This window comes from Picosynechococcus sp. PCC 7117, from assembly GCF_001693275.1.
Classification (GTDB): domain Bacteria; phylum Cyanobacteriota; class Cyanobacteriia; order Cyanobacteriales; family MRBY01; genus MRBY01.
The window spans coordinates 856,826-876,772 of sequence record NZ_CP016477.1; the positions used below are offsets into that span (position 1 = coordinate 856,826).

Genomic DNA, 19,947 nt, shown 5'->3' on the forward strand with positions numbered 1-19,947 from the left:
CCATTGATTGTTCTCCGTTGAGAGTGTAGGAGTTTTCGGATGAATCAAGCCCCCCCTAACGCCGCAAATGCTAGCTTTCAGGCTGCTTTAGACAATTTAGACCTAGATCTAGACCGAGAATTGCAACGTTATCGGCAACAGCGGCCACCATCCGAGCGATTCACACCGCCTCCAAGTCCAGAACCGCCCCTCGATGGGGGATCTGCAGCTCTTGATCAGGGTGATGATGGCGAATTAATGGCGCAACAACCAGCACAGGCTTCTGAAACAGACACTACCGAGACCATCACTGCTGTTGCTGGCCCCCTTTCCCCCTGGGAGCAGCCCACGCCCCCCCCGGAAGATTACCTGCAATCGTCGGAGGAACTCCTCAAAAGTTTAGATGCCAGCAGCCAACCTGTTACCCCGCCTACGCCACGTTGGAAACTGGGTCTTGCTTTTTTGGGAGCAGCCATTTTAGGGGGGGGATTGGTGGCCTTGGCGATCGCCGTTCCCGATTTATTTACCCCGACCCCAGTCCCGGAAACAGCCGCAGAATCCTCCCCGGCCCAGACCACGGCAACAACGCCAGAGACCACTGCGTCGGCGACCTCTAGCACCGTTAATTTAGCCTCCCAAGAATTTATCGAGTTGCGCCTAGATAATCTCAGCATCATTGATCCCAGCGTACCCACGGACACCGAAAATACCGAAGCCGATGCCACTGCTTCTACCAGTGCCACAACGCCTCCCCCGACTCCAGATCAAGCAATAGCAACCCCCCTTGCGCCAGTGCCGGGCTTTCCGGGGACACCTTTGGCCACCCCCGATGGTTTGAAGTTGGGATATTACTACGTGATTTTCCGAAATACGAGTCCCAGCGCCCTGGAGCGTGCTCAGGCAGTGGTTGATGGGGCTTTTGTGCGACAGTTCCCCGTGGGCCAAGCCATTCAGATGGCAGAAGTCGATTCAGCCACCAAAGCCGATGATCTGATGCGTCAATTTAAGGCCCAAAAAATTGCAGCGGAGGTTTATTACCATCAACTGTCGCCAGCTTCCTAAACGAGGCGATCGCCCCCTGGGCTAGATTAGTAGTTGAAACGCGTCAGTAAGCGGGACACTGGGCACGATGAATTTTTTCCGGCGCACCTGGGATGGCATTCAACAATGGTGGCAACCTGCCGCTGATCCAGAGCACATCCTGGAGCAGACCCTCTGGGACATGGAGAAAAATTTGATCCAAATGCGGCGGGCCGTGGCCCAGGCGGTGGCGAGTGCTAAACGGGGGGAACGACACCGAAAAACCATGGCGGCAATGGTACAGCGATGGCAGCGGTGGGTAAAATTGGCCCTGGATTGTGGCGATGAAACCTTAGCAAAAGCGGCGATCGCCCGACGACAAACCTATGGGGAAATGTTGACGAAACTGGAGGCGCAACGGGAAGAACAACAAGCCTTTATCCGAGGCGTACGCCACGATCTTGATGTTCTCGAAGACAAAATCAACCACATTAAACTGCAAAAAGATTGGTATGTGACGCGGTTGCGGACGGCGATCGCCCAGCAACAGTTACAAACCCTCCAGCAAGAATTAATCGGGGGAAGCTTGGATGCGGCGATCGCGGATTTGGAATTGTCCCTGTGGCAAGTGGAAGCAGAAACCGATCTCATCGATCCCCTCGAAGCACAATTCCGTCAGCTAGAAAAAAGCCAGCGCCATCACCCAAAAAATTCCTAGAAAAATAAAGGCGATCGCCCACTCCATTTTAGGCGCAACGAAGGGTAAAACTTATGTTACGCTGACCTGTGGTTTTGTATATGTCCAAAGGAGAATTCTGTGGAACGCACATTTGTAATGGTTAAACCGGACGGTGTTCAGCGCGGTTTGGTCGGCGATGTTATCCGTCGTTTTGAATCAAAAGGCTTTAAGCTCGTCGGTCTAAAATTGGTTTCTGTTTCCCGCGAATTAGCAGAGCAGCACTACGGCGTTCACAGAGAAAGACCGTTCTTCGGTAGCCTCGTAGAATTCATTATTTCTGCCCCCGTCGTCGCCATGGTTTGGGAAGGGAAAGGGGCGATCGCCGCCGCCCGGAAAATCATCGGTGCCACCAACCCCCTCGAAGCAGAACCCGGCACAATCCGGGGTGACTTCGGTGTGGACATTGGCCGTAACCTGATCCACGGTTCCGATGGCCCCGACACCGCTGCTAGTGAAATTGCCCTCTGGTTCTCCGAATCTGAATTGGCCAACTGGGAACCCGCCACCAAAGCTTGGCTCTACGAATAAACCCAATCTGTTTGGTTTCCAAGCAAATTTTGGCAATTTAATTTTTTCCAAGACCTCGTTCAACCCTAACGGGGTTTTTTCGTGGCTATTCCTCTTCATCCCAGAGCCGTTCTAATTGGTGCTGCCAAGCCAATAAAGCCCGCTGTTGTTCCCTGGGTTCTTGGTCGAGGCCCCCCATAATTCCTTCTTGGTAAAACCGGGTAATCGTTTGCATCGTCTTTTCGATACTTTGCCCCTGGGACTTGGCGGCACGGATAATTTCTCGCACTTTATCTTCGGCCAGTTGATTAAAAAAGGGACTGAGATTTTGTTGGTGTAAGGCCACCATTTCCGTTAACACCTGTTGGAAAATAGCGGTGTCAAGTTGTTCCAAGGGATATTTAAATACGCCCCAGAGTAAACCCTGGTTGAGGGCGTAGCGGACGAGTTTATTTTCATTAAAGTTACTTTCGAGCAACTGGCCATAATAGGGTTCCGCGTCATCCTGGGACGCGACAGGTACAAAGATCCGCAGCATTTGACCATCACTAGACAGGCTCACCAGCAGGTGAAACCGGGCTTGGGATTTGTGTACTTTCCAAGTTTTGTTGTCTGTGTGGTTAATTTTGGCGTCGGGAAAAAATTCAGTGAGGGTAGCGGAGATGGCGTCTGGGGTCATTGTTGCAACTTGAATCGGAAAAATTGAATATTCGCCTTGTATTCGATCAACAGCGGAGGTTATGGCTGGGTCGTGGAACAGGAGTGCCAATCATGGACAGCGACGACAACATCATCAATGGCTTGACGGGTAATTCGAGCCGATTGGCCAGTTTGGTTCGCCAAAATACTGACCAATAAGGTGCTGTCATCGGGTAGATCGAGGTAGCCAGAGAGGCCAGAAACGTGGGTCATGGTGCCTGTTTTCCCAAAGAATTGGTTTTCGACAGGTGTATCTTGAAAGCGGTTTTGGAGAGTGCCTGTGCGGCCGGCGATCGCCAAAGAGTCGCGGTAAATGTCCCCCTGGGGATGGGTCAGCATACCGTCCAAGGTCTGGATTAAGGCCATGGGGGTGACAAGGTTATGGCGAGAAAGACCAGAGCCATCCCGGAGTCGGTAGGTGGCAGGATCAACCCCGATAGATTCTAAGATTGTTTCTGGGTCTCGGTCAGCGGCAGTAAGGGTTTTTAGGAGACTTTCGGCAAAAAGGTTATTGCTGTCTTGGTTGGTGGTTTTGAGGATTTCAGCCAAGGGCTCAGAGGCGATCGCCGTGAGTGGTTCAATTTTGTAGAGGAGGCTTTCTTTGTTGAGTGGATCAGGGAGTAGGGACTGGATATCGGTGTCGATGACCCGTCCCCCTTTGAAAGTAATGTTTTGACTGCGCAGGATAGTTTGCACCGTTTCGAGGGCATAGCGGCCAGGATTTGGAATCGATAAAAACCATTGCCTTGGTGGTGCATCGGGGGCCAGTTCTCCCCGGAGGGTGAGGGTATTTGTCCCATAGGTTTGGCGGGGTTCTGGGGGAATATTTGCGCCTTCTGGGGTTATAAAAAGTTGGTGATCCAGTTGCCATTGGCGGGCGGCGATCGCATCCGACCAAGTGATACGGGCGCGACTCCCCACGGCTCCGGGCGTCACAGTGGCAGTGACAACATTTTCATTGAGAATAAGCTGATTTACAGCCGTTGCATAATACCAAGGTAAATCAGACCATTCCCAAGTGGGATGGGGCGTTTGGGATGGTGGACTATCAATAATAATGACCTCTCCCACATCCGTAATCCCTTGGTTTTTAAGTTCTTCGAGGGCGGTGCGGAGCTTTGCCGTGGTTAGGGTCGGGTCTCCTTGACCTTCAATCACCAAATAACGAACTTCTCCGTGGATATGCCGAACGAGGGAAATGGGCGTCTGGAATTGGTAGTCTGCGCCTAAGTCGGTGAGGGCAGCGGCAGTGGTGAGGAGTTTTTGATTAGAGGCTGGCACAAAAAAAGTGTCGGCTTGGTGCTCAAATAAGAAACTATCAGTCTGGGGATCTTGGATCGCAATGCCCCACTGGGTTTGTTGCTGTTCTGGACGCTGGAGGATCTGAGAAATAGTGCCAGAGAGATCGCAGGTTGCTTGGGATTGGGCCAGACTTTGGGAGCTAAAAGCCAGGGTTGCTAAACTTGCCAGGGCGAGGATCTGGCTTACCGGTTGAAATTGTGTTTTCCCCATTTTTTCTCCTCGTCAACGGTCAGGGCGCATTTGTCCTACTATACTGCCGTTTTTGGTGGGCTTCGGTACACTGCGAAAAGGATCTTTGTGGTTTTCTTGGGCTAAATCTCCATGAGCGAACAATTTTTTCAACGGAAGCAGACTTTTTTTGACCGCTGGGCGAGAAATTACGATATTTTATTGACCACGCCTTTTTATCAGGCTGTCCATAAGCGGTTACTCACCTATGCTGATTTCCCCAGAGATGGCCATGTGCTTGACCTAGGTTGTGGAACGGGCAAATTATTTAAACGACTCGGCAAGCTTTATCCAGAATTAACGGGGGTGGGGTTGGATCTGTCTCCAGAAATGTTAGCCCAGGCCCAACGGAAAAATATCCATGGCGATCGCCTTTCTTTTGTCCAGGGGAATGCCGAGGCGCAACCTTTTCCGGAAAATACCTTTGATGCGGCGTTTAATACGATTAGCTTTTTGCACTATCTCCACCCCGAAACGGTTTTAGGGGAAGTGCAGCGGGTGCTCAAGCCGGGTGGCCAATTTTATCTGGCAGATTACGGCAAGGGAGAATTGTGCCAAGGGGATGGTTTTCCCTTTTCGCCTGGGGGATTGCGTTTCTATTCCCGGGCGGAACGAACCGCAATGGGGGAACGAGTTGGCCTGGAAACCGTGGCACACCATTATCTGATGTTCGGCGTTTTACTCACAAGTTTCCAGAAAAGCGAGGAAATCCCAGCGGCGATCGCCTCTTAAGTCGTCCCCACAAAGCCCCGATTATGAGATGATGCAACAAACGGGTTCACGCAAACAAGTATCATGACCAACGCTAAAGCCATCTCTATCCTTGGTTCCACCGGATCAATCGGGACGCAAACCCTCGATATTGTGCGATCGCACCCCGATAAATTCCGCGTTGTGGGGATGGCCGCTGGGCGTAATATTCAACTCCTAGCCGAACAGGTGCGGGAGTTCCACCCAGAAATTGTCGCCACCAGCCAGGAAAGCCTTTTACCCGAATTAAAATCTCTCCTCAAAGATTTAAATTACCAACCCCAAATCATCGCTGGCACTTCGGCGATCGCCGAAGTGGCCCGGTATGGTGATGCCGAAAGCGTGGTAACGGGGATTGTGGGCTGTGCGGGACTTTTACCCACCATTGCCGCCATCGAAGCCGGAAAAGACATTGCCCTTGCCAACAAAGAAACCCTGATCGCTGGAGGGCCAGTGGTTTTACCCTTAATCGAAAAACATGGCGTGAAACTACTGCCTGCTGACTCCGAACATTCCGCGATTTTCCAATGTCTCCAGGGTGTGCCGGAAGGAGGTTTAAAGCGGATTATTCTGACGGCTTCCGGGGGCGCTTTCCGGGATCTCCCCGTGGAAAAATTGGCCACTGTCACCGTCAAAGATGCTTTGAAACACCCCAACTGGTCGATGGGCCAGAAAATCACCATTGATTCTGCCACCCTAATGAATAAAGGTTTAGAGGTGATCGAAGCCCATTATCTCTTTGGTAAAGATTACGACGACATCGACATTGTGGTGCATCCCCAGAGCATCATCCACTCCCTAATCGAGCTGCAAGATACCTCGGTTTTAGCCCAGTTGGGTTGGCCTGATATGCGCCTGCCCCTGCTCTACGCCCTCTCTTACCCCGAACGTATCTACACCGATTGGGAACAATTTGACCTCGTGAAGGCGGGCGATCTCACCTTCCGGGAACCAGATCACCATAAATATCCCTGTATGAATTTGGCCTATGCTGCAGGACGGGCCGGAGGATCGATGCCAGCGGTTTTGAATGCGGCGAACGAGCAAGCTGTCGCCCTCTTCCTGGAAGAAAAAATTGAATTCCTCGATATCCCTCGTTTGATCGAAAAGGTCTGCGATCGCCACCAAAACGACAACAAGACAAACCCGACCCTAGACGACATTTTGCAGGCAGATCAATGGGCCAGACAAGCTGTTCTTGAATTACAGCCACAATTAGCTTAAGGCCAAATCAAATTCCTTAGTTAACAGCTTGCAGGAAGTCTTGGACGGTAAGAATGGAAGCGTCTCGAAAGGGATGGAGAGCGAGTAAATCTTGAGCGCCTGTGATGAGAAAATCAGCCTTGCCATTGACAATGAGTTCAAGGAATTTGTCATCTTTGGGGTCGCGGCAGACCGAAACTTTTTCGATGATGGGAACAATTTCAGAGGCTAGTGCCAAGCTTGTTAAAAAATCGTCTCTGATTTCTCTGGTCAGATAACGGTCAAATTTTTGTCGATTGAGAACCTCACTTAATTCTGACAAAACATCTAAAGACGTCAGGATAATGCCCTGTTTTTGAGCGAAAGTTACAACTTCCATACAGTTGGAACTTGAGAAAACCAAAGCACTGACAAGTACGTTGGTATCAATGATGATGCGGCATTTATTCATCCGCCAAAATTGTTTCTAAAATCTCCGGTGTCATGCCTTGGGCAATAGCTTGCTGACTCGCCGTTTCCATGACTTCTAGGAGTGGTTTGGGGTTAATTGCTTTGGCAAGAAAAATATTCAGCAATGCTTGGATTTGCCGTTGTTTTTGAGGATCAATCTGTTGATAGGCCTCGGCGAGATGAGACTCGACTTGAATGGTGATGGTTTCCATTGAATATGACCTGACGTAACGAATTTTTGGCGAGGCAATGACCAAGCTCACAGGATTGTACCTAGAATGCAGGTAATTTTGCACCAGTTTGGACTTGCCAGAGGCTGTAGTATAAACCCTGCCGATCAAGGAGTTGTTCATGGGTTCCCTGCTCCACAATTTTGCCTTGATCCATCACATAAATGCAGTCGGAATGGCGGATCGTAGAAAGGCGGTGAGCGATCGCAATGGTGGTGCGGTGCTGGGTGATTTTTTCGAGGGATTTGGCGATCGCCGCTTCGGTTTCATTGTCCACAGCAGAAGTAGCCTCGTCCAAAATCAGAATGGGCGGATCTTTCAAAATGGCGCGGGCGATCGCCAAGCGTTGCCGCTGGCCACCGGAGAGTTTTTGTCCCCGTTCCCCGACGATGGTGTCGTACCGTTGGGGCAGAGTTTCGATAAAGTCGTGGGCTTCCGCAAGTTTTGCGGCCTGGATAATTTCCGGGAGAGTTGCATCGGGATTCCCGTAGGCAATATTTTCCGCCACGGTGCCATGGAAGAGGAACACATCCTGACTCACTAGACCAATGGCGCGCCGCAGATCCTTGAGGTAAATGTCGCGAATATCCAGGCCATCGACGGTAATTTGTCCCTGGTTAATTTCGTAGAAACGCAGGAGCAATTTCACAATCGTACTTTTCCCAGAACCTGTCGCCCCCACAATCGCAATGGTTTGCCCCGCAGGAATGTGGAGGGAAAAATCTTGCAAAACCGGCGCTCGCTCAAAGTAGGCAAAGGAAATATTGTCGAGTTTGATCTTCCCTTTGACCGTATGGGTGGGCAGGGCTACCTCCCCAGAACGAATTTGCACTTCCGTGTCGAGGAGATTAAAGACCCGGTTACTCGAAGCCATCGCCCGTTGATAAAGATCCATCGTTTGCCCCAGGCGGGTTAGGGGCCACAGCAACCGCTGGGTCATAAATACCAAAACACTGTAGGTGCCCACAGCCAAAGCTCCTTGTTCCACCTGTAATCCACCGAAAAAGAGAATCGCCGTAAACCCAGCCAAAATCGCAATCCGGATCAAGGGGATAAAGGCGGCACTTAAGGCGATCGCCCGCTCATTACTTTGAAGATAAGCATCACTGTCAAAGCGGAGCCGTTCTAGCTCGTAATGCTCCGTCGTAAAGCTTTTAATGGTCGTGATGCCGCTGAGGTTATTGGATAGGCGCGAGCTGAGTACCCCTACCTTTTCGCGCACATCGGCATAGCGGGGAGCCAACTTTTTCTGAAATGCCACCGAACCCCAGATGATGATCGGAATCGGCGCCATCGCCATCCAGGCCGCTGAGGGGGTCGCGTAGAAGAATAAACCCCCAATCAAAATCACCGTCGTGATCACCTGCAAGATTTCGTTGGCGCCCACATCGAGAAAGCGTTCCAACTGGTTCACATCATCATTGAGCAGGGCCAATAGTTCCCCGGTGCTGCGTTCTTCAAAGTAGCCCAACTCCAGTTCCTGCAAATGGCCGTAACCATCGAGACGGAGATTGTGTTGCATTTTTTGGGCTAAATTGCGCCACAGACGTTGGTAGAAATATTCAAAAATGGACTCGGCACTCCAGATCAGGAAAGACAAAATGCCGATGACGACCAATTGACCGATGATGCTGGTGACGCCAAACTGGGCCACAAAGGAGTTGTCCCGCTGTACCACGGTATCCACTGCCACCCCGATTAGCACCGGAGGCGCCAGATCAAAGAGTTTATTCAGAACGGAACAGGCGATCGCCAAATTGATCTGTTTGCGGTAGCGACTACCATAGCGGAATAAACGGGTTAGCGGATGGGACATACTCAAAGAAAATCAAGCCAATACCCAAGAGATCATAACCTGTTCTGTTTAATCTTCGCCCGGCTCTAGCACCTGCACATCCACCGTTTTAGCGTCGGCGTTATCCGTCCCTTGCGGCCCGTCCACTTCCACAGCGGCTACCTCCACCGTTCCCTCAGGGGTCTGGCGTTGGAATTTCTTTTCTGTAATTTGCACCACTTCACCACAACTAGGGCAGCGAGCCATGGAATTGTTTAAACCCGTAAATTCATAGCCACAGACCGGACAATCTGCCTCTACCAAATTGCGCTTGAGCCACCACTGGAAGCCCACAACCCCCAAGGCGATCGCCACGGGAATGAGCAGAATGAGAATAATAAACCCGTTGACAACCCAGCCGAGGCCCACCGAAGTCAGTAACGCCGCGATCAGAATAAAGGTCAAAAAACAGCCGAGGCCCGAAGAAGAGAATTGAATATTACGAGAGAAAGGATCGTTCACAATATTTCTTAATAATTGTTAACTGCTTACGATAGTGCCTCAAGTTTATTTCACAAACCGAGATGATAAGCTTACAAATGCACAAAAATTATTTTAATAAATCATGTCGGAAAGCAATAATACACCTCTTTTATTGAGGGCTGCACGGGGGGAAAAAGTTGAGCGGACACCGGTTTGGATGATGCGTCAAGCCGGACGTTACATGAAAATTTATCGCGACCTGCGGGAGAAGTACCCGAGCTTCCGGGAACGTTCTGAAAATCCTGATCTCGCCATCGAAATTTCGCTCCAACCTTGGCATGCATTCCAGCCTGACGGTGTAATTATGTTTTCGGATATTCTCACTCCCCTACCAGGGATGGGAATTCCCTTCGACATCATCGAAAGCAAAGGGCCAATCATTGAAAACCCGATCCGCACCCAGGCCCAGGTCGATGCCATGACCCCCTTTGATCCGGCAGAATCCTTGCCTTTTATCAAAACAATCCTTGGCACCCTCCGCCAGGAAGTGGGCAATGCCTCGACGGTACTGGGCTTTGTCGGTGCCCCCTGGACGCTAGCGGCCTATGCCATTGAAGGTAAGAGTTCAAAGAACTACGCCATCATCAAAAATATGGCCTTTTCTGAGCCGGCTGTGTTGCACAGTTTCCTTGGAAAAATTGCCGATGCGATCGCCGATTATGTTTGCTACCAGATCGAATGTGGAGCCCAGGTGATCCAAATGTTCGACTCTTGGGCGGGCCAACTCAGTCCCCAAGACTACGATATGTTTGCCCTGCCGTATCAAAAACGGGTCGTGGACAAAGTCAAAGCAAAATACCCAGACTTCCCGCTGATTCTGTACATCAGTGGCAGTGCCGGTGTTCTAGAGCGCATGGGTAAATCTGGTGTCGATATCGTCAGCGTCGATTGGACGGTGGATATGGCCGATGCCCGCCAGCGCCTTGGTAAAGACATGAAAGTCCAAGGCAATATTGATCCTGGTGTGCTGTTTGGTTCCCAGGACTTCATCAAAGCGCGGATCATTGACACCGTGCGTAAAGCGGGCAATTGGGGACATATTCTTAACCTTGGCCATGGTGTTCTCGTTGGCACCCCTGAAGATAATGTCCGCTTCTTCTTTGAAACCTGTAAGAACGTCCAGAGTTTCCTCTAGATTTTAAAGCCATTCCTTCATTCAGAAAAAGCGTTTTAGGAGAGTCAAATCCTAGGGCGCTTTTTTTGGGAAATTGGGGTGATGCCGTAGGCAGGGCCGACATTTCTCGATAGAATTTCTTAGCGTTTGCTTTTAGTTAAAAATTCTGGGGAATCAGCGGGATGACAGTGCAACCAAAACTCATTATTCACGGTGGGGCCGGCAGTTCCCTCAAGGGCAAAGGGGGCTTAATCGCCGTACGGGAGTCGCTCCACAGGATTGTTCAAGAGGTTTATGACTTCTTAGAACAGGGCGGCAGTGCTGTGGAAGCAGTCATCCTAGGGGCAAAACTTTTAGAAGATGAACCACGGTTTAATGCGGGGACAGGGTCGGTGCTCCAGTCCGATGGTCAAATTCGCATGAGTGCTTCCCTGATGGATGGTACGGCCCAACGGTTTAGCGGCGTGATTAATGTGGGCCGCATTAAAAATCCCATCGAAGTGGCCCAGGCGTTGCAAACGGAAGATGATCGAGTGTTGTCCGATGTTGGTGCGGCAGAGATGGTGCGGTTACTACAGCTCCCCATTCATGATCCTCTGACCGATTTGCGCCTCGAAGAATGGCTGGAAGAACGTAAGGGAAATTTTCGCAGTAGTATGGCCGGGGTTGTTGCGGAGGATGAAATGGCCCGGCGCGGCACCATTGGGGTGGTGGCTCTGGACCAAAATGGTCGGGTTGCAGCGGCCACATCTACGGGCGGGAAAGGTTTAGAGCGGATTGGTCGGGTGAGTGATTCGGCGATGCCTGCGGGAAATTACGCGACCCAGGTGGCTGGGGTCAGTTGCACGGGCATTGGGGAAGACATTATTGACGAATGCCTTGCGGCGAAGGTGGTTATTCGGGTCACGGATGGTTTAAGTTTGCCAACCGCCATGGAAAAATCAATCCAGGAAGCAACGGTAAATAAACGGGATCTGGGGGCGATCGCCTTGGATGCCGGGGGCAATATTGTCTGGGGAAAAACCAGCGAAGTGCTTTTGGCGGCCTACCACGACGGTACTGCTGTGGGGGATACCCTGGAATGGCAACTGGAACCGGGGGTCGGCTCCCTTTAGGGAGTAAGGACGGATGGTGCGCACCCTCCTGAAACGTTTGGCGATCGCCCTGGGGACATTGCTTGCCATTAGTTTTGTGATTTTCACGATTTTGGCCTTGGCACCAGGAGACCCCCTCAGTGAATTTGCGAATAACCCAGCAATCACCGCCGAGGTGCGGGAAAATATTCGGCGATCACTGGGCCTGGATCGGCCCTTTTATCTTCGTTATGTCAAATGGCTCTGGGCGCTGTGCCAGGGGAATTTGGGCTATTCTTTCACCAGTAAAAGTCCTGTGCTGGGTCTGATTTGGCAACGCCTGCCGACAACCCTCTGGGTGGTGGGTCTTGCCTACGGTCTGAGTGTGGCGATCGCCTTACCCCTGGGGATTATCTCTGCCCTGCGCCGCAACTCTCTTTTGGATCAACTGGCCACCACCTTTGCTTTCTTGGGGTATTCCCTACCGACTTTTTTTACGGGTTTGCTGGCGATCATTGTCTTTAGCGTGAAATTGCAGTGGCTCCCCTCGCTATACAACAGCACCCTGGTGGTCAATGATTTCCAGAGTTTTTGGCAGCAGATCCAGCAATCGATCCTGCCAATCACCGTCCTCGCGTTGTACCAAACGGCGATTTTGACCCGGTTTGTGCGCAATGCGATCCTCGAAGAGCTGCCCCAGGATTATGTGCGGACGGCTTATGCCAAGGGCTTAGGGGAATTTGCTGTGCTCCGCAAACATATTTTGCGCAATGCTTTGATTCCCGTTGTCACCCTGATTGCCATTGACGTGCCGAGCATTGTGACGGGGGCCTTGGTGACAGAGCAAATTTTTCGGGTGCCAGGGATCGGCGCGCTACTCATTGAATCCATTAACCGCAACGATACACCTGTAATTATGGGGATTACGATTATCTATGCGGCCTTGGTGGTGATTTTTAATGCGATCGCCGATCTAAGTTATCGTTTCCTCGACCCCCGCATTAAGTAACAAAAAAATCCTCCCTTAAGGGAGGTGTCGTAGGCGGAGGGTGTTATTCCTTGAGTTAACACTCCCCTGACCCCTCTCAAGAGGGGAAACAGTTGCCGGTGTGTTGGCAAGCTCCACAAAATTCTTTCCTCTAGGGAAGCTAGAGAAGTGTTACTAAAGGGGAGGTTATTCTTCCTCAGCTGTGACCTCCACCATGTCTAAATTGTCTTCCTCGGCGGCAATATCCACAGTTTCTAAACCGTCTTCTTCTGCTGGGGGCGGTACTAGGGCCACCGCCACAATCGCATCATCTCCATCCAGGCGCTGCACCCTGACCCCGGTGGCACTGCGGGATTGGAGCGAAATCGACTCCACAGCCTGACGGATCATAATGCCGCGCCCCGTGACGAGCATCAGTTCATCTTCGGGATTGACAATTCTCAGGGAAGCCAACCGATCTGCCTTAGATTTGAATTTAATCGCCCGGAGGCCGACCCCAGCGCGGTTTTGCAGGCGGAATCGTCCCACGGGCACCCGCTTGCCGAAGCCTTTTGTGGTTACGGCAATCACCCAAGGCCCCTGGTCAACATTTTCGGTGACTTCTTCGTTATCGTCTTCGTCTTCTGCTGTATCCGCAGCGGCGATCGCCGCCGTAATTTGAGACGACACAATATCCATACTTACCAATTTGTCATCGTCGGATTTGAGTTTCATCGCCCGCACGCCTCTCGTAGAACGGCCCAAGGGACGTAACTGGTTATGGTCAGCCTGGAAGTGGATCGCCATCCCTTCACTACTGGCCACAATGATGCTGTCCTCCTGTCGCGCGAGGCGTACCCAACGGAGTTCATCGCCATCTTCGAGGGAAATGGCAATTAGACCGTTCGAGCGAATTTTGGCAAAGGCAGACAGGGCGGTTTTTTTGATGTAGCCGTTCTGGGTGAGCATGACGAGGTATTCATCCTCGGTAAACTCACTCACTGCCAGCATCGCTGTAATTTTTTCATCCTTCGGGATGGGGAGCAGTTGAATGGCTGGTAAACCTCTGGCCGTGCGGGAACTCTGGGGGATTTGGTAAGCGTTTAGAGAATAAACGACGCCGCGCTCCGTAAAGAACAGCACATGGTCGTGATCGCAGCAGGTGAGGAAGTGATCGACGCCATCGTCTTCCTTCATTTTGGTGGCGGCTTTGCCGCGAGTGGCGCGGTTTTGGGCGTCAAAGGTGGCCACGGGCATGCGTTTGATATAGCCTTGTTCGGTGAGCAAAATAGCCGCTTGCTCATTGGCAATTAGGTCAATATCCTGGAGATCACCATCATCCAAGACCAATTCTGTGCGGCGATCGCTCTGGTGGATAGTCTTAATTTCGGTGAGCTCTGCTTCGATAATCGCGTAAACCCGTTCCCGACGCGCGAGAATATCTTCGAGATCCGTAATCTTCAGCAACAGATCCTGGTGTTCTGCTTCGATCTTGTCCGCTTCTAGGGCCGTGAGGCGACGCAATTGCATCTGTAAAATGGCATCGGCCTGGGCTTGGCTGAGGTTGTAGCCGTCCATCAACCCCTGACGGGCGATCGCCGTATCCGCTGCCTGACGAATTAAGTGAATCACCGCATCGAGATTATCGAGGGCAATGAGTAATCCCTGGAGAATGTGATCCCGTTCCTGGGCCTTGCGCAGTTCGTAGCGGGTGCGCCGGGTAATTACTTCCACCCGGAAATCCAGGAACACCTGGAGGAATTGCTTCAGATTGAGCAGTTGGGGTTCGCCGTTCACCAGGGCCAGCATATTCGCGCCAAAGTTGGCCTGGAGGGGCGTGTGTTTATACAGATTATTTAAAACAACGCGGGGATAAGCATCACGCTTGAGTTCGATGACAATCCGCATCCCTTGGCGATCGCTTTCATCGCGGATATCAGAGATGCCATCAATTTTCTTATCGTTGACCATATCGGCAATGCGTTCGATCAGCGCCGCCTTGTTGGTCTGGTAAGGCAGTTGGGTGACGATAATTGCTTCTTTTTCCCGACCATTTTGGCGGAGCGTTTCAATTTCAGCGACTCCCCGCATCGTGATCGAACCCCGACCCGTCATGTAAGCATCTTTAATCCCCGAACGACCGAGAATCTGTGCCCCCGTTGGAAAATCAGGGGCCGGAATGAATTGCATTAATTCTTTGATCGTGATCTCAGGATTGTGGATCAGCGCTGTCACCCCATCAATAATTTCCCCAAGATTATGGGGCGGGATATTGGTCGCCATCCCCACCGCAATCCCCGAAGAACCATTCACCAAAAGCTGGGGAATCCGAGAAGGGAGAACAACGGGTTCCTGTTGGGAGCCATCAAAGTTATCCGCAAAGTCAACGGTTTCTGATTCGATATCCCGCAGCAGGGCGTTGGTCGCCAAGGACTGGAGCCGACATTCGGTATAACGCATCGCCGCCGCTGGGTCGTTATCAATGGAGCCAAAATTACCGTGGCCATTGATCAGCGGGTCTCGCATGGAGAAATCCTGAGCCATGCGCACCAGGGCATCATAGACCGCTGTATCCCCGTGGGGGTGATATTTACCGAGGACTTCCCCCACGACCCGGGCACATTTCCGGAAAGGGCGATCTGGGGTCAAACCCAATTCATACATCGCATACAAAATACGACGGTGTACGGGTTTTAAGCCATCCCGTGCATCGGGTAACGCCCGCCCCACAATCACACTCATGGCGTACTCTAGGTACGAGCGTGACATTTCATTGCTTAAATCGGTGGGAATAATGCGCTCCTGGGGGGAGGTCATAGGATTTCGGCTCCGCTAGGTCAAAAAAGGTTAAAAACCAGAGAAAAAGACGTTAAGGAAGATTATTTTGCGTTTTTTAACTGGATTTTTTCGGTCAAATAGACTCCTATTTTACCACAGTCTTTGGGGCATAAACTGGCTCAGGAAAAGGCTTTGGGCCTAGGGGAGATTGGGCGAAAGGCTGCTTAAACCCTGGCGGGGCGTCCATTGAATCGTGCCGTCGGTTTCGCTCCAGTAAACGATGCGGTTGGGCGCTAAAAAATGGCCCTGGGGAGAACCAATGGCGATCGCCTTTTGGGGTTTGAGGGTCTGCCAGATTTTGAAATCGAGATCAGCGGCCTTTGCAATGAGAATGGCCGGATTCCACTGGGCGATAAAGTCGGCGTCGGCGGTTTGTTTACTGAGGAGATAAAAAGCTTGGCCCTGGAGACGAATTTCTAAAATATGCAAATCTTCCTGGAGGAGTTGCAAGCGGATCGGGCCGAGGCGTTTCGGTTCGAGGGGGCGGAGGATTGTAACCTTGTCGGTTGGAGATTGGGGGAGTGAAAAATACTGTTTGATGGGCAGTTCACCGGAAAAATTAACGGTTTGGGCGGCGGGGTCGGGGGGCGTCAGGGAAAGCAAGCCATCAATTTGATTGAGGCCGCTGCGACGTAAAAAAGGTTCGAGGGTATATTCCCAAAATCCAGGGGAACCGACATTAATTACCAGGGTTTTACCGCCCGCTTGAGCGACAATTACAGGGGTTTGGCGATCGCCAAAAATCGTCACTTGAGTGGTATTGAAATGGCGATAAACCAGCACTGTAACGAAAAGGATTAGTAAACCGCCGATAAGGGGCCTGGCCTGTTTTTGGGCCCAGGGAGAGCGCCAAATCAACAGCATCACTCCATAGAAAACAAGCAGTTGCGGCAAAGGTAGCGCGGCGACACTCGCTTGGCTCCCAGGCAACGCCACAACCTGTTCCACGAGCCAAATCATCCCCCGCAAAGGCCAACCCAGTCCATAGGCGATCGCCCCACCAAGTTCTGGGATGAATAGACCGACGGCACCGCTGACCATACCGCCCAAACTGACCAGGCCAATAATGGGCGATAGCACAATGCTGGTGGGGATCGAGTAGGTGGCGATCACATTAAATTTGTAGGCCAGTAAGGGTAATGTCCAAATACTGGCGGCAATAGGAATGGCGATCGCCGTTGCCACCGTTGGGGGAAGAAAATCTAGCTTTTTTTGAAGCGGCTCTAGGGTCGTAAACAGGCCAAAGGTTGCCAAAAAACTGAGTTGAAAGCCCAAGTCCCACAGCCATAGCGGTTTAATGAGGAGCAACACCGTTGCCGTCACTAGCAAAAGACCAATGGGCCTGACCTTGCGATCAAGCACTAGGGCCACTAAACCCCCCATCCCCATTAAGGCCGCCCGGAGAATCGAAGCCTGGAAACCCGTCAGCAGCACGTAACCGAGTAAAGTTCCTGCCGCGCCATAGAATTGTGTTTTCTCTTGTTGATCACGCAGGAGCCACAACACGACCCCCAACAACAGCGACACATGAAACCCAGACGCGGCAACGGTGTAGGCCAAGCCCGCTTTGACCCACAAATCATAAATTTCGGGGTCTAAATTGGTGGTCTGACGCCCCAACACCATAGAACTGAGCAAGCTAGCGGGTTTGTCTGGTAAAAATTCCCGATGGCTCCGTTGAATCCGTTGGCGCAGTATTTCTGTGAGCGACTCTTCTCGCCGAATTAATGCCGCTTCCCAAGCACTAAAACCCAGAAAAGTATTGTTTTGGCGTAGGTAATCCGGAAAACTGAAGGCAAATTTATTTTGAGGCGGTCGGGGTTTGTATAAACGCCCTGTCAACTGGAGGCGATCGCCAAGCTTAAATTGAGAAAAATCTCCGCTTAACGTGACATATAAATTTTCTTTTTGGGGAGCAACATTTTGCCCTAACTTTACATTTTGCACCCGAAACCAAAACCGTTGTCTATCTGGTTCTTGTGTGGTGATGGAGCGGTAAATTTGCCCTTGGATTTCTACGGGACTTTGTAATAAACTGGGCTGACTTTGGGTGAGACTGTAGAGACCATTGGTCGCCGGACGGGGTAGACGCCCTTGACTATAAACTACAGCCAGCAGCATCACCAATCCCAGCATCGGCCAGAAGCGGCGCGGCACTTGCCAGAGATGACGGGGAAGAAAAATTGTTGCGAGGATTGTCCCCAAGGCGATCGCCCCAACCAATAACCCCCACTGCAGCAAAGAAGGTTGCGGGTTCAGTGGCCCCCAAAATCCCGTTAAACCAAGACCAATGAGATATCCAAGACAGAGGACGATACCACGCTGAAAAACCATAGGCAAAGAAAGCAAAGGTACAAAAACTTGCCCACAAGCTTAGCTCGACTTTATCCATGGGAATTAGTGAGGAAACAGTAGAAGGACTCAGAGTAGAAAATTTGTGTGAATCAATGACTATGCCGTTGAGCACCAAGAATGGGCCATCCTCTATATTGCCGTCGATTTTCGCGAGCCATCCCCAAATGAGCGTCATAAAAATCCGCATTGACATTGCTAAAGACCTCCAAGGCAGAACCCTATGCGCGTCATAGTGTTGTTTCCTTCACTCGTGACCAGGGTTGTCCGTTGACTCCCTAAAAAGGCGATCGTCAAGGTAGCCCAAAAATATCACTCCATTTTCATGGCCTATGGGAAAAATCGATAAATCTCTTTCCGATGCAAGAAGCGGGTAAAAATCAATGTATTCTCCGAAAGTTCAATGCCAATGCGATAATCACCTAGCCGGATGCGATAAAAAGTCTGATAGCCTTGCATTTTTTTGAGATTATTAATTTCGTTTAATTGCCCGGCCTGTTTACACTGTAAAATAACTTCTTTGGCTTTTTGGCGAATTTTTTTATCTTTGATTTTTTTGAGATCTTTTTGAAAGCGAGATTCAAACAGTATTTCCATTATTCTTCATCTAACAAAGTAAAGATCCCTTCTTCGCTCACAAAATCATTTTGTCTACCTTCAATGATTGCTTTTCCGAGTCCCACTTCTTCAAGAGCATCAAGGAGAATTTCTCGAATAACTTCCTGACGATTTTGAATCAGATCAATCACAATTTCTGTTAATAGCTCTTTTGTTTTACTGTCATCAAGTTGGATTTGCATTGTATTTTTATACAGAAAATATATTAATTATCATAACTTATTTTTTACTTATCGCCTGTGTGGAGAACAGTTAACCCCACAAGTTCATCATTTTTCCATACCGAATAATCACATCATCATCCATTAATTCAGTATCATCACTCGACACCGGAGGATTATAAAAATCGATATAAAGAACATCTGCTTCAGCGTCATAGAAGAGATACAAGAGACGCTTCTGCAAATCCTGTAGCAACGGTACAAACTTTAAATAACTAAGGCTTTCTTCCACTACGACCATACTTCAATCCTTTGATTGAGTGAGTTAAGACGACGAGTCAGAAATGCAGTAATCATAAAACCATCATCTGGTCTTTTTTCTTTATAAATCACAACTAAAACCTTTCCTGCTTCCATTTCTCGAATGGCCATCAAAGCTCCATCATTACCAAAAATAATCTGATCATAATTGGCGATAACTAAGGTTCTTTTGAGACTTGTTCTTCCCAAGTCGAGATTAAAAATGCAGCCATTGAGCCAGCTAAATTAACCGCAAGCTCTGCATGCCGATTAGATGGTTTAATTGCTTTTTTTCCTATTCCATGAGCATCGCTTAATTGATTGCGTAATGTTCCTAGTCCTTGAATTACTGAGTGGCAACCACTGAAGATTTGCTTGAAAGTATGTTCCTGATAATCTTGCGGCGCCATTTGAAGTTGTTTGGCAGTTTTCTTATAAAGTTGAGGTAACTCATCCTGATTATTGTAATCAACATTTGCTTCATCTAAAATATGCTTACAAACTGACTCAATTAATGTTCGAGCCATTGTAATTGCGGCATCTGGATCAGTATTGCGTCTTTCAAGAGCCTTTTCCCATGCAGCATGAATATTTTGGCCATCGAAACTAGTAAGAATAGTCGAGATATTATTATCTAGTGGTTGAATTCCCATCAATAGTGGAAGCTGAATATTAAGTTGGCCAAGCTCTTTGTCTAAATCAACTTCCTTAATTGACCAATGAGTCCTATCCATTTCATAATGTTTAGTGTCAATTTTAAGCTCAAATTTTTTTTCTAAGAGTTGAGAATGAGAGAGAAATTTATCAATATCAACGATTTTATATTCTATTTTTACCATGCCCTGAAATTCAATGATATTTGTGATGTATCCAAATTTTGGATCTTGATTGCATCGAGATTCATAGGCAAAAATGCATGGCAATTTACAAATAGAGTCAATCTCTTTTTTTCGAAACGAGCCATATTTTTGAGTGATCTCGCTGGTTGTGTATTCACGTATACATCGACTTAATTCGAGCTTAAATGGTGAACCATTCCAAGCAGATTTTTGAGAGGAAACTAGTAAATTATACAATTTTTTCTCTAACAATCAGAATGA

At 49.8% G+C, this 19,947-nt stretch carries 21 protein-coding genes; 8 read left to right on the forward strand and 13 right to left on the reverse strand.

Going from position 1 to position 19,947, the window contains the following annotated elements; translation table 11 throughout:
• Nucleotides 1-39 precede the first annotated feature (39 nt).
• The 3 genes from AWQ22_RS04150 (at nt 40) to ndk (ending at nt 2,266) form a co-directional block, all read left to right on the forward strand.
• Nucleotides 40-1,041 carry a hypothetical protein gene (locus tag AWQ22_RS04150; protein WP_065710281.1) on the forward strand — a complete coding sequence of 334 codons (1,002 nt, stop codon included), beginning with the start codon at nt 40-42 and terminating at the stop codon, nt 1,039-1,041.
• Nucleotides 1,042-1,108: 67 nt separating this feature from the next.
• Entirely contained in the window at nt 1,109-1,717 is a 609-nt protein-coding gene (locus AWQ22_RS04155) for a PspA/IM30 family protein (RefSeq protein ID WP_065710282.1), read from the forward strand.
• 99 nt (nt 1,718-1,816) lie between these two features.
• Entirely contained in the window at nt 1,817-2,266 is a 450-nt protein-coding gene (gene ndk, locus AWQ22_RS04160; protein WP_065710283.1) for a nucleoside-diphosphate kinase, read from the forward strand.
• A gap of 85 nt (nt 2,267-2,351) precedes the next feature.
• On the opposite strand, the gene AWQ22_RS04165 is transcribed toward ndk, so the two are convergent.
• On the reverse strand, nt 2,352-2,924 hold the full coding sequence (locus AWQ22_RS04165; RefSeq protein WP_030007590.1) for a hypothetical protein: 573 nt from the start codon (nt 2,922-2,924) through the stop codon (nt 2,352-2,354).
• 59 nt (nt 2,925-2,983) lie between these two features.
• Nucleotides 2,984-4,456: a D-alanyl-D-alanine carboxypeptidase/D-alanyl-D-alanine-endopeptidase gene (dacB, locus tag AWQ22_RS04170; RefSeq protein ID WP_065710284.1), complete on the reverse strand. Its 1,473-nt coding sequence runs from the start codon at nt 4,454-4,456 to the stop codon at nt 2,984-2,986.
• Nucleotides 4,457-4,567: 111 nt separating this feature from the next.
• On the opposite strand from dacB, the gene AWQ22_RS04175 reads away from it, so the two are divergent.
• Both AWQ22_RS04175 and dxr read left to right on the forward strand, forming a co-directional pair.
• Nucleotides 4,568-5,206: a class I SAM-dependent methyltransferase gene (locus tag AWQ22_RS04175; protein WP_065710285.1), complete on the forward strand. Its 639-nt coding sequence runs from the start codon at nt 4,568-4,570 to the stop codon at nt 5,204-5,206.
• A 63-nt stretch (nt 5,207-5,269) separates the two neighbouring features.
• On the forward strand, nt 5,270-6,448 hold the full coding sequence (dxr, locus tag AWQ22_RS04180; protein ID WP_065710286.1) for a 1-deoxy-D-xylulose-5-phosphate reductoisomerase: 1,179 nt from the start codon (nt 5,270-5,272) through the stop codon (nt 6,446-6,448).
• A 16-nt stretch (nt 6,449-6,464) separates the two neighbouring features.
• Here dxr and AWQ22_RS04185 read toward each other — a convergent pair whose 3' ends face one another.
• The 4 genes from AWQ22_RS04185 to AWQ22_RS04200 form a co-directional block, all read right to left on the reverse strand.
• Nucleotides 6,465-6,878: a putative toxin-antitoxin system toxin component, PIN family gene (locus AWQ22_RS04185; protein ID WP_065710287.1), complete on the reverse strand. Its 414-nt coding sequence runs from the start codon at nt 6,876-6,878 to the stop codon at nt 6,465-6,467.
• Nucleotides 6,871-7,089: a hypothetical protein gene (locus AWQ22_RS04190; protein ID WP_041443377.1), complete on the reverse strand. Its 219-nt coding sequence runs from the start codon at nt 7,087-7,089 to the stop codon at nt 6,871-6,873. Before AWQ22_RS04190 ends, AWQ22_RS04185 begins: the two co-directional genes overlap by 8 nt.
• A 61-nt stretch (nt 7,090-7,150) precedes the next feature.
• A complete protein-coding gene (locus AWQ22_RS04195; protein ID WP_065710288.1) occupies nt 7,151-8,923 on the reverse strand; it encodes an ABC transporter ATP-binding protein in 1,773 nt (590 codons plus the stop codon).
• Between the two features lie 48 nt (nt 8,924-8,971).
• A complete protein-coding gene (locus tag AWQ22_RS04200) occupies nt 8,972-9,403 on the reverse strand; it encodes an FYDLN acid domain-containing protein (protein ID WP_062432899.1) in 432 nt (143 codons plus the stop codon).
• A gap of 103 nt (nt 9,404-9,506) precedes the next feature.
• Here AWQ22_RS04200 and hemE point away from each other — a divergent pair, with 103 nt between their 5' ends.
• The 3 genes from hemE (at nt 9,507) to AWQ22_RS04215 (ending at nt 12,620) form a co-directional block, all read left to right on the forward strand.
• Nucleotides 9,507-10,559: a uroporphyrinogen decarboxylase gene (gene hemE, locus AWQ22_RS04205; protein WP_012306451.1), complete on the forward strand. Its 1,053-nt coding sequence runs from the start codon at nt 9,507-9,509 to the stop codon at nt 10,557-10,559.
• A gap of 161 nt (nt 10,560-10,720) precedes the next feature.
• Complete coding sequence (locus tag AWQ22_RS04210; protein ID WP_065710289.1) at nt 10,721-11,653, forward strand: isoaspartyl peptidase/L-asparaginase; 933 nt, start codon at nt 10,721-10,723, stop codon at nt 11,651-11,653.
• A 13-nt stretch (nt 11,654-11,666) separates the two neighbouring features.
• Nucleotides 11,667-12,620, forward strand: coding sequence for an ABC transporter permease (locus AWQ22_RS04215; RefSeq protein ID WP_065710290.1), 954 nt, complete (start codon nt 11,667-11,669; stop codon nt 12,618-12,620).
• Nucleotides 12,621-12,785: 165 nt separating this feature from the next.
• On the opposite strand, the gene gyrA is transcribed toward AWQ22_RS04215, so the two are convergent.
• The 7 genes from gyrA to AWQ22_RS04245 form a co-directional block, all read right to left on the reverse strand.
• Nucleotides 12,786-15,395 carry a DNA gyrase subunit A gene (gene gyrA / locus AWQ22_RS04220; protein ID WP_065710291.1) on the reverse strand — a complete coding sequence of 870 codons (2,610 nt, stop codon included), beginning with the start codon at nt 15,393-15,395 and terminating at the stop codon, nt 12,786-12,788.
• Nucleotides 15,396-15,554: 159 nt separating this feature from the next.
• The gene (locus tag AWQ22_RS04225; RefSeq protein WP_065710292.1) at nt 15,555-17,750 is read right to left on the reverse strand and encodes a ComEC/Rec2 family competence protein; all 2,196 of its coding nucleotides are present in this window, start codon (nt 17,748-17,750) and stop codon (nt 15,555-15,557) included.
• Between the two features lie 348 nt (nt 17,751-18,098).
• Nucleotides 18,099-18,365: a type II toxin-antitoxin system RelE/ParE family toxin gene (locus tag AWQ22_RS04230; RefSeq protein ID WP_030007578.1), complete on the reverse strand. Its 267-nt coding sequence runs from the start codon at nt 18,363-18,365 to the stop codon at nt 18,099-18,101.
• Entirely contained in the window at nt 18,365-18,568 is a 204-nt protein-coding gene (locus AWQ22_RS04235) for a ribbon-helix-helix protein, CopG family (RefSeq protein WP_065710293.1), read from the reverse strand. The genes AWQ22_RS04230 and AWQ22_RS04235 overlap by 1 nt, the downstream gene beginning before the upstream one ends.
• Before the next feature lie 70 nt (nt 18,569-18,638).
• Nucleotides 18,639-18,848 (reverse strand): DUF2283 domain-containing protein, encoded by a 210-nt coding sequence (locus AWQ22_RS04240; protein ID WP_232321472.1) that lies wholly within the window; start codon nt 18,846-18,848, stop codon nt 18,639-18,641.
• Nucleotides 18,839-19,057, reverse strand: a complete 219-nt coding sequence (locus AWQ22_RS16695; RefSeq protein WP_157094577.1) for a hypothetical protein — start codon at nt 19,055-19,057, stop codon at nt 18,839-18,841. Before AWQ22_RS16695 ends, AWQ22_RS04240 begins: the two co-directional genes overlap by 10 nt.
• Nucleotides 19,027-19,923 carry an abortive infection family protein gene (locus AWQ22_RS04245; RefSeq protein ID WP_232321473.1) on the reverse strand — a complete coding sequence of 299 codons (897 nt, stop codon included), beginning with the start codon at nt 19,921-19,923 and terminating at the stop codon, nt 19,027-19,029. The genes AWQ22_RS16695 and AWQ22_RS04245 overlap by 31 nt, the downstream gene beginning before the upstream one ends.
• Between the last annotated feature and the right edge of the window lie 24 nt (nt 19,924-19,947).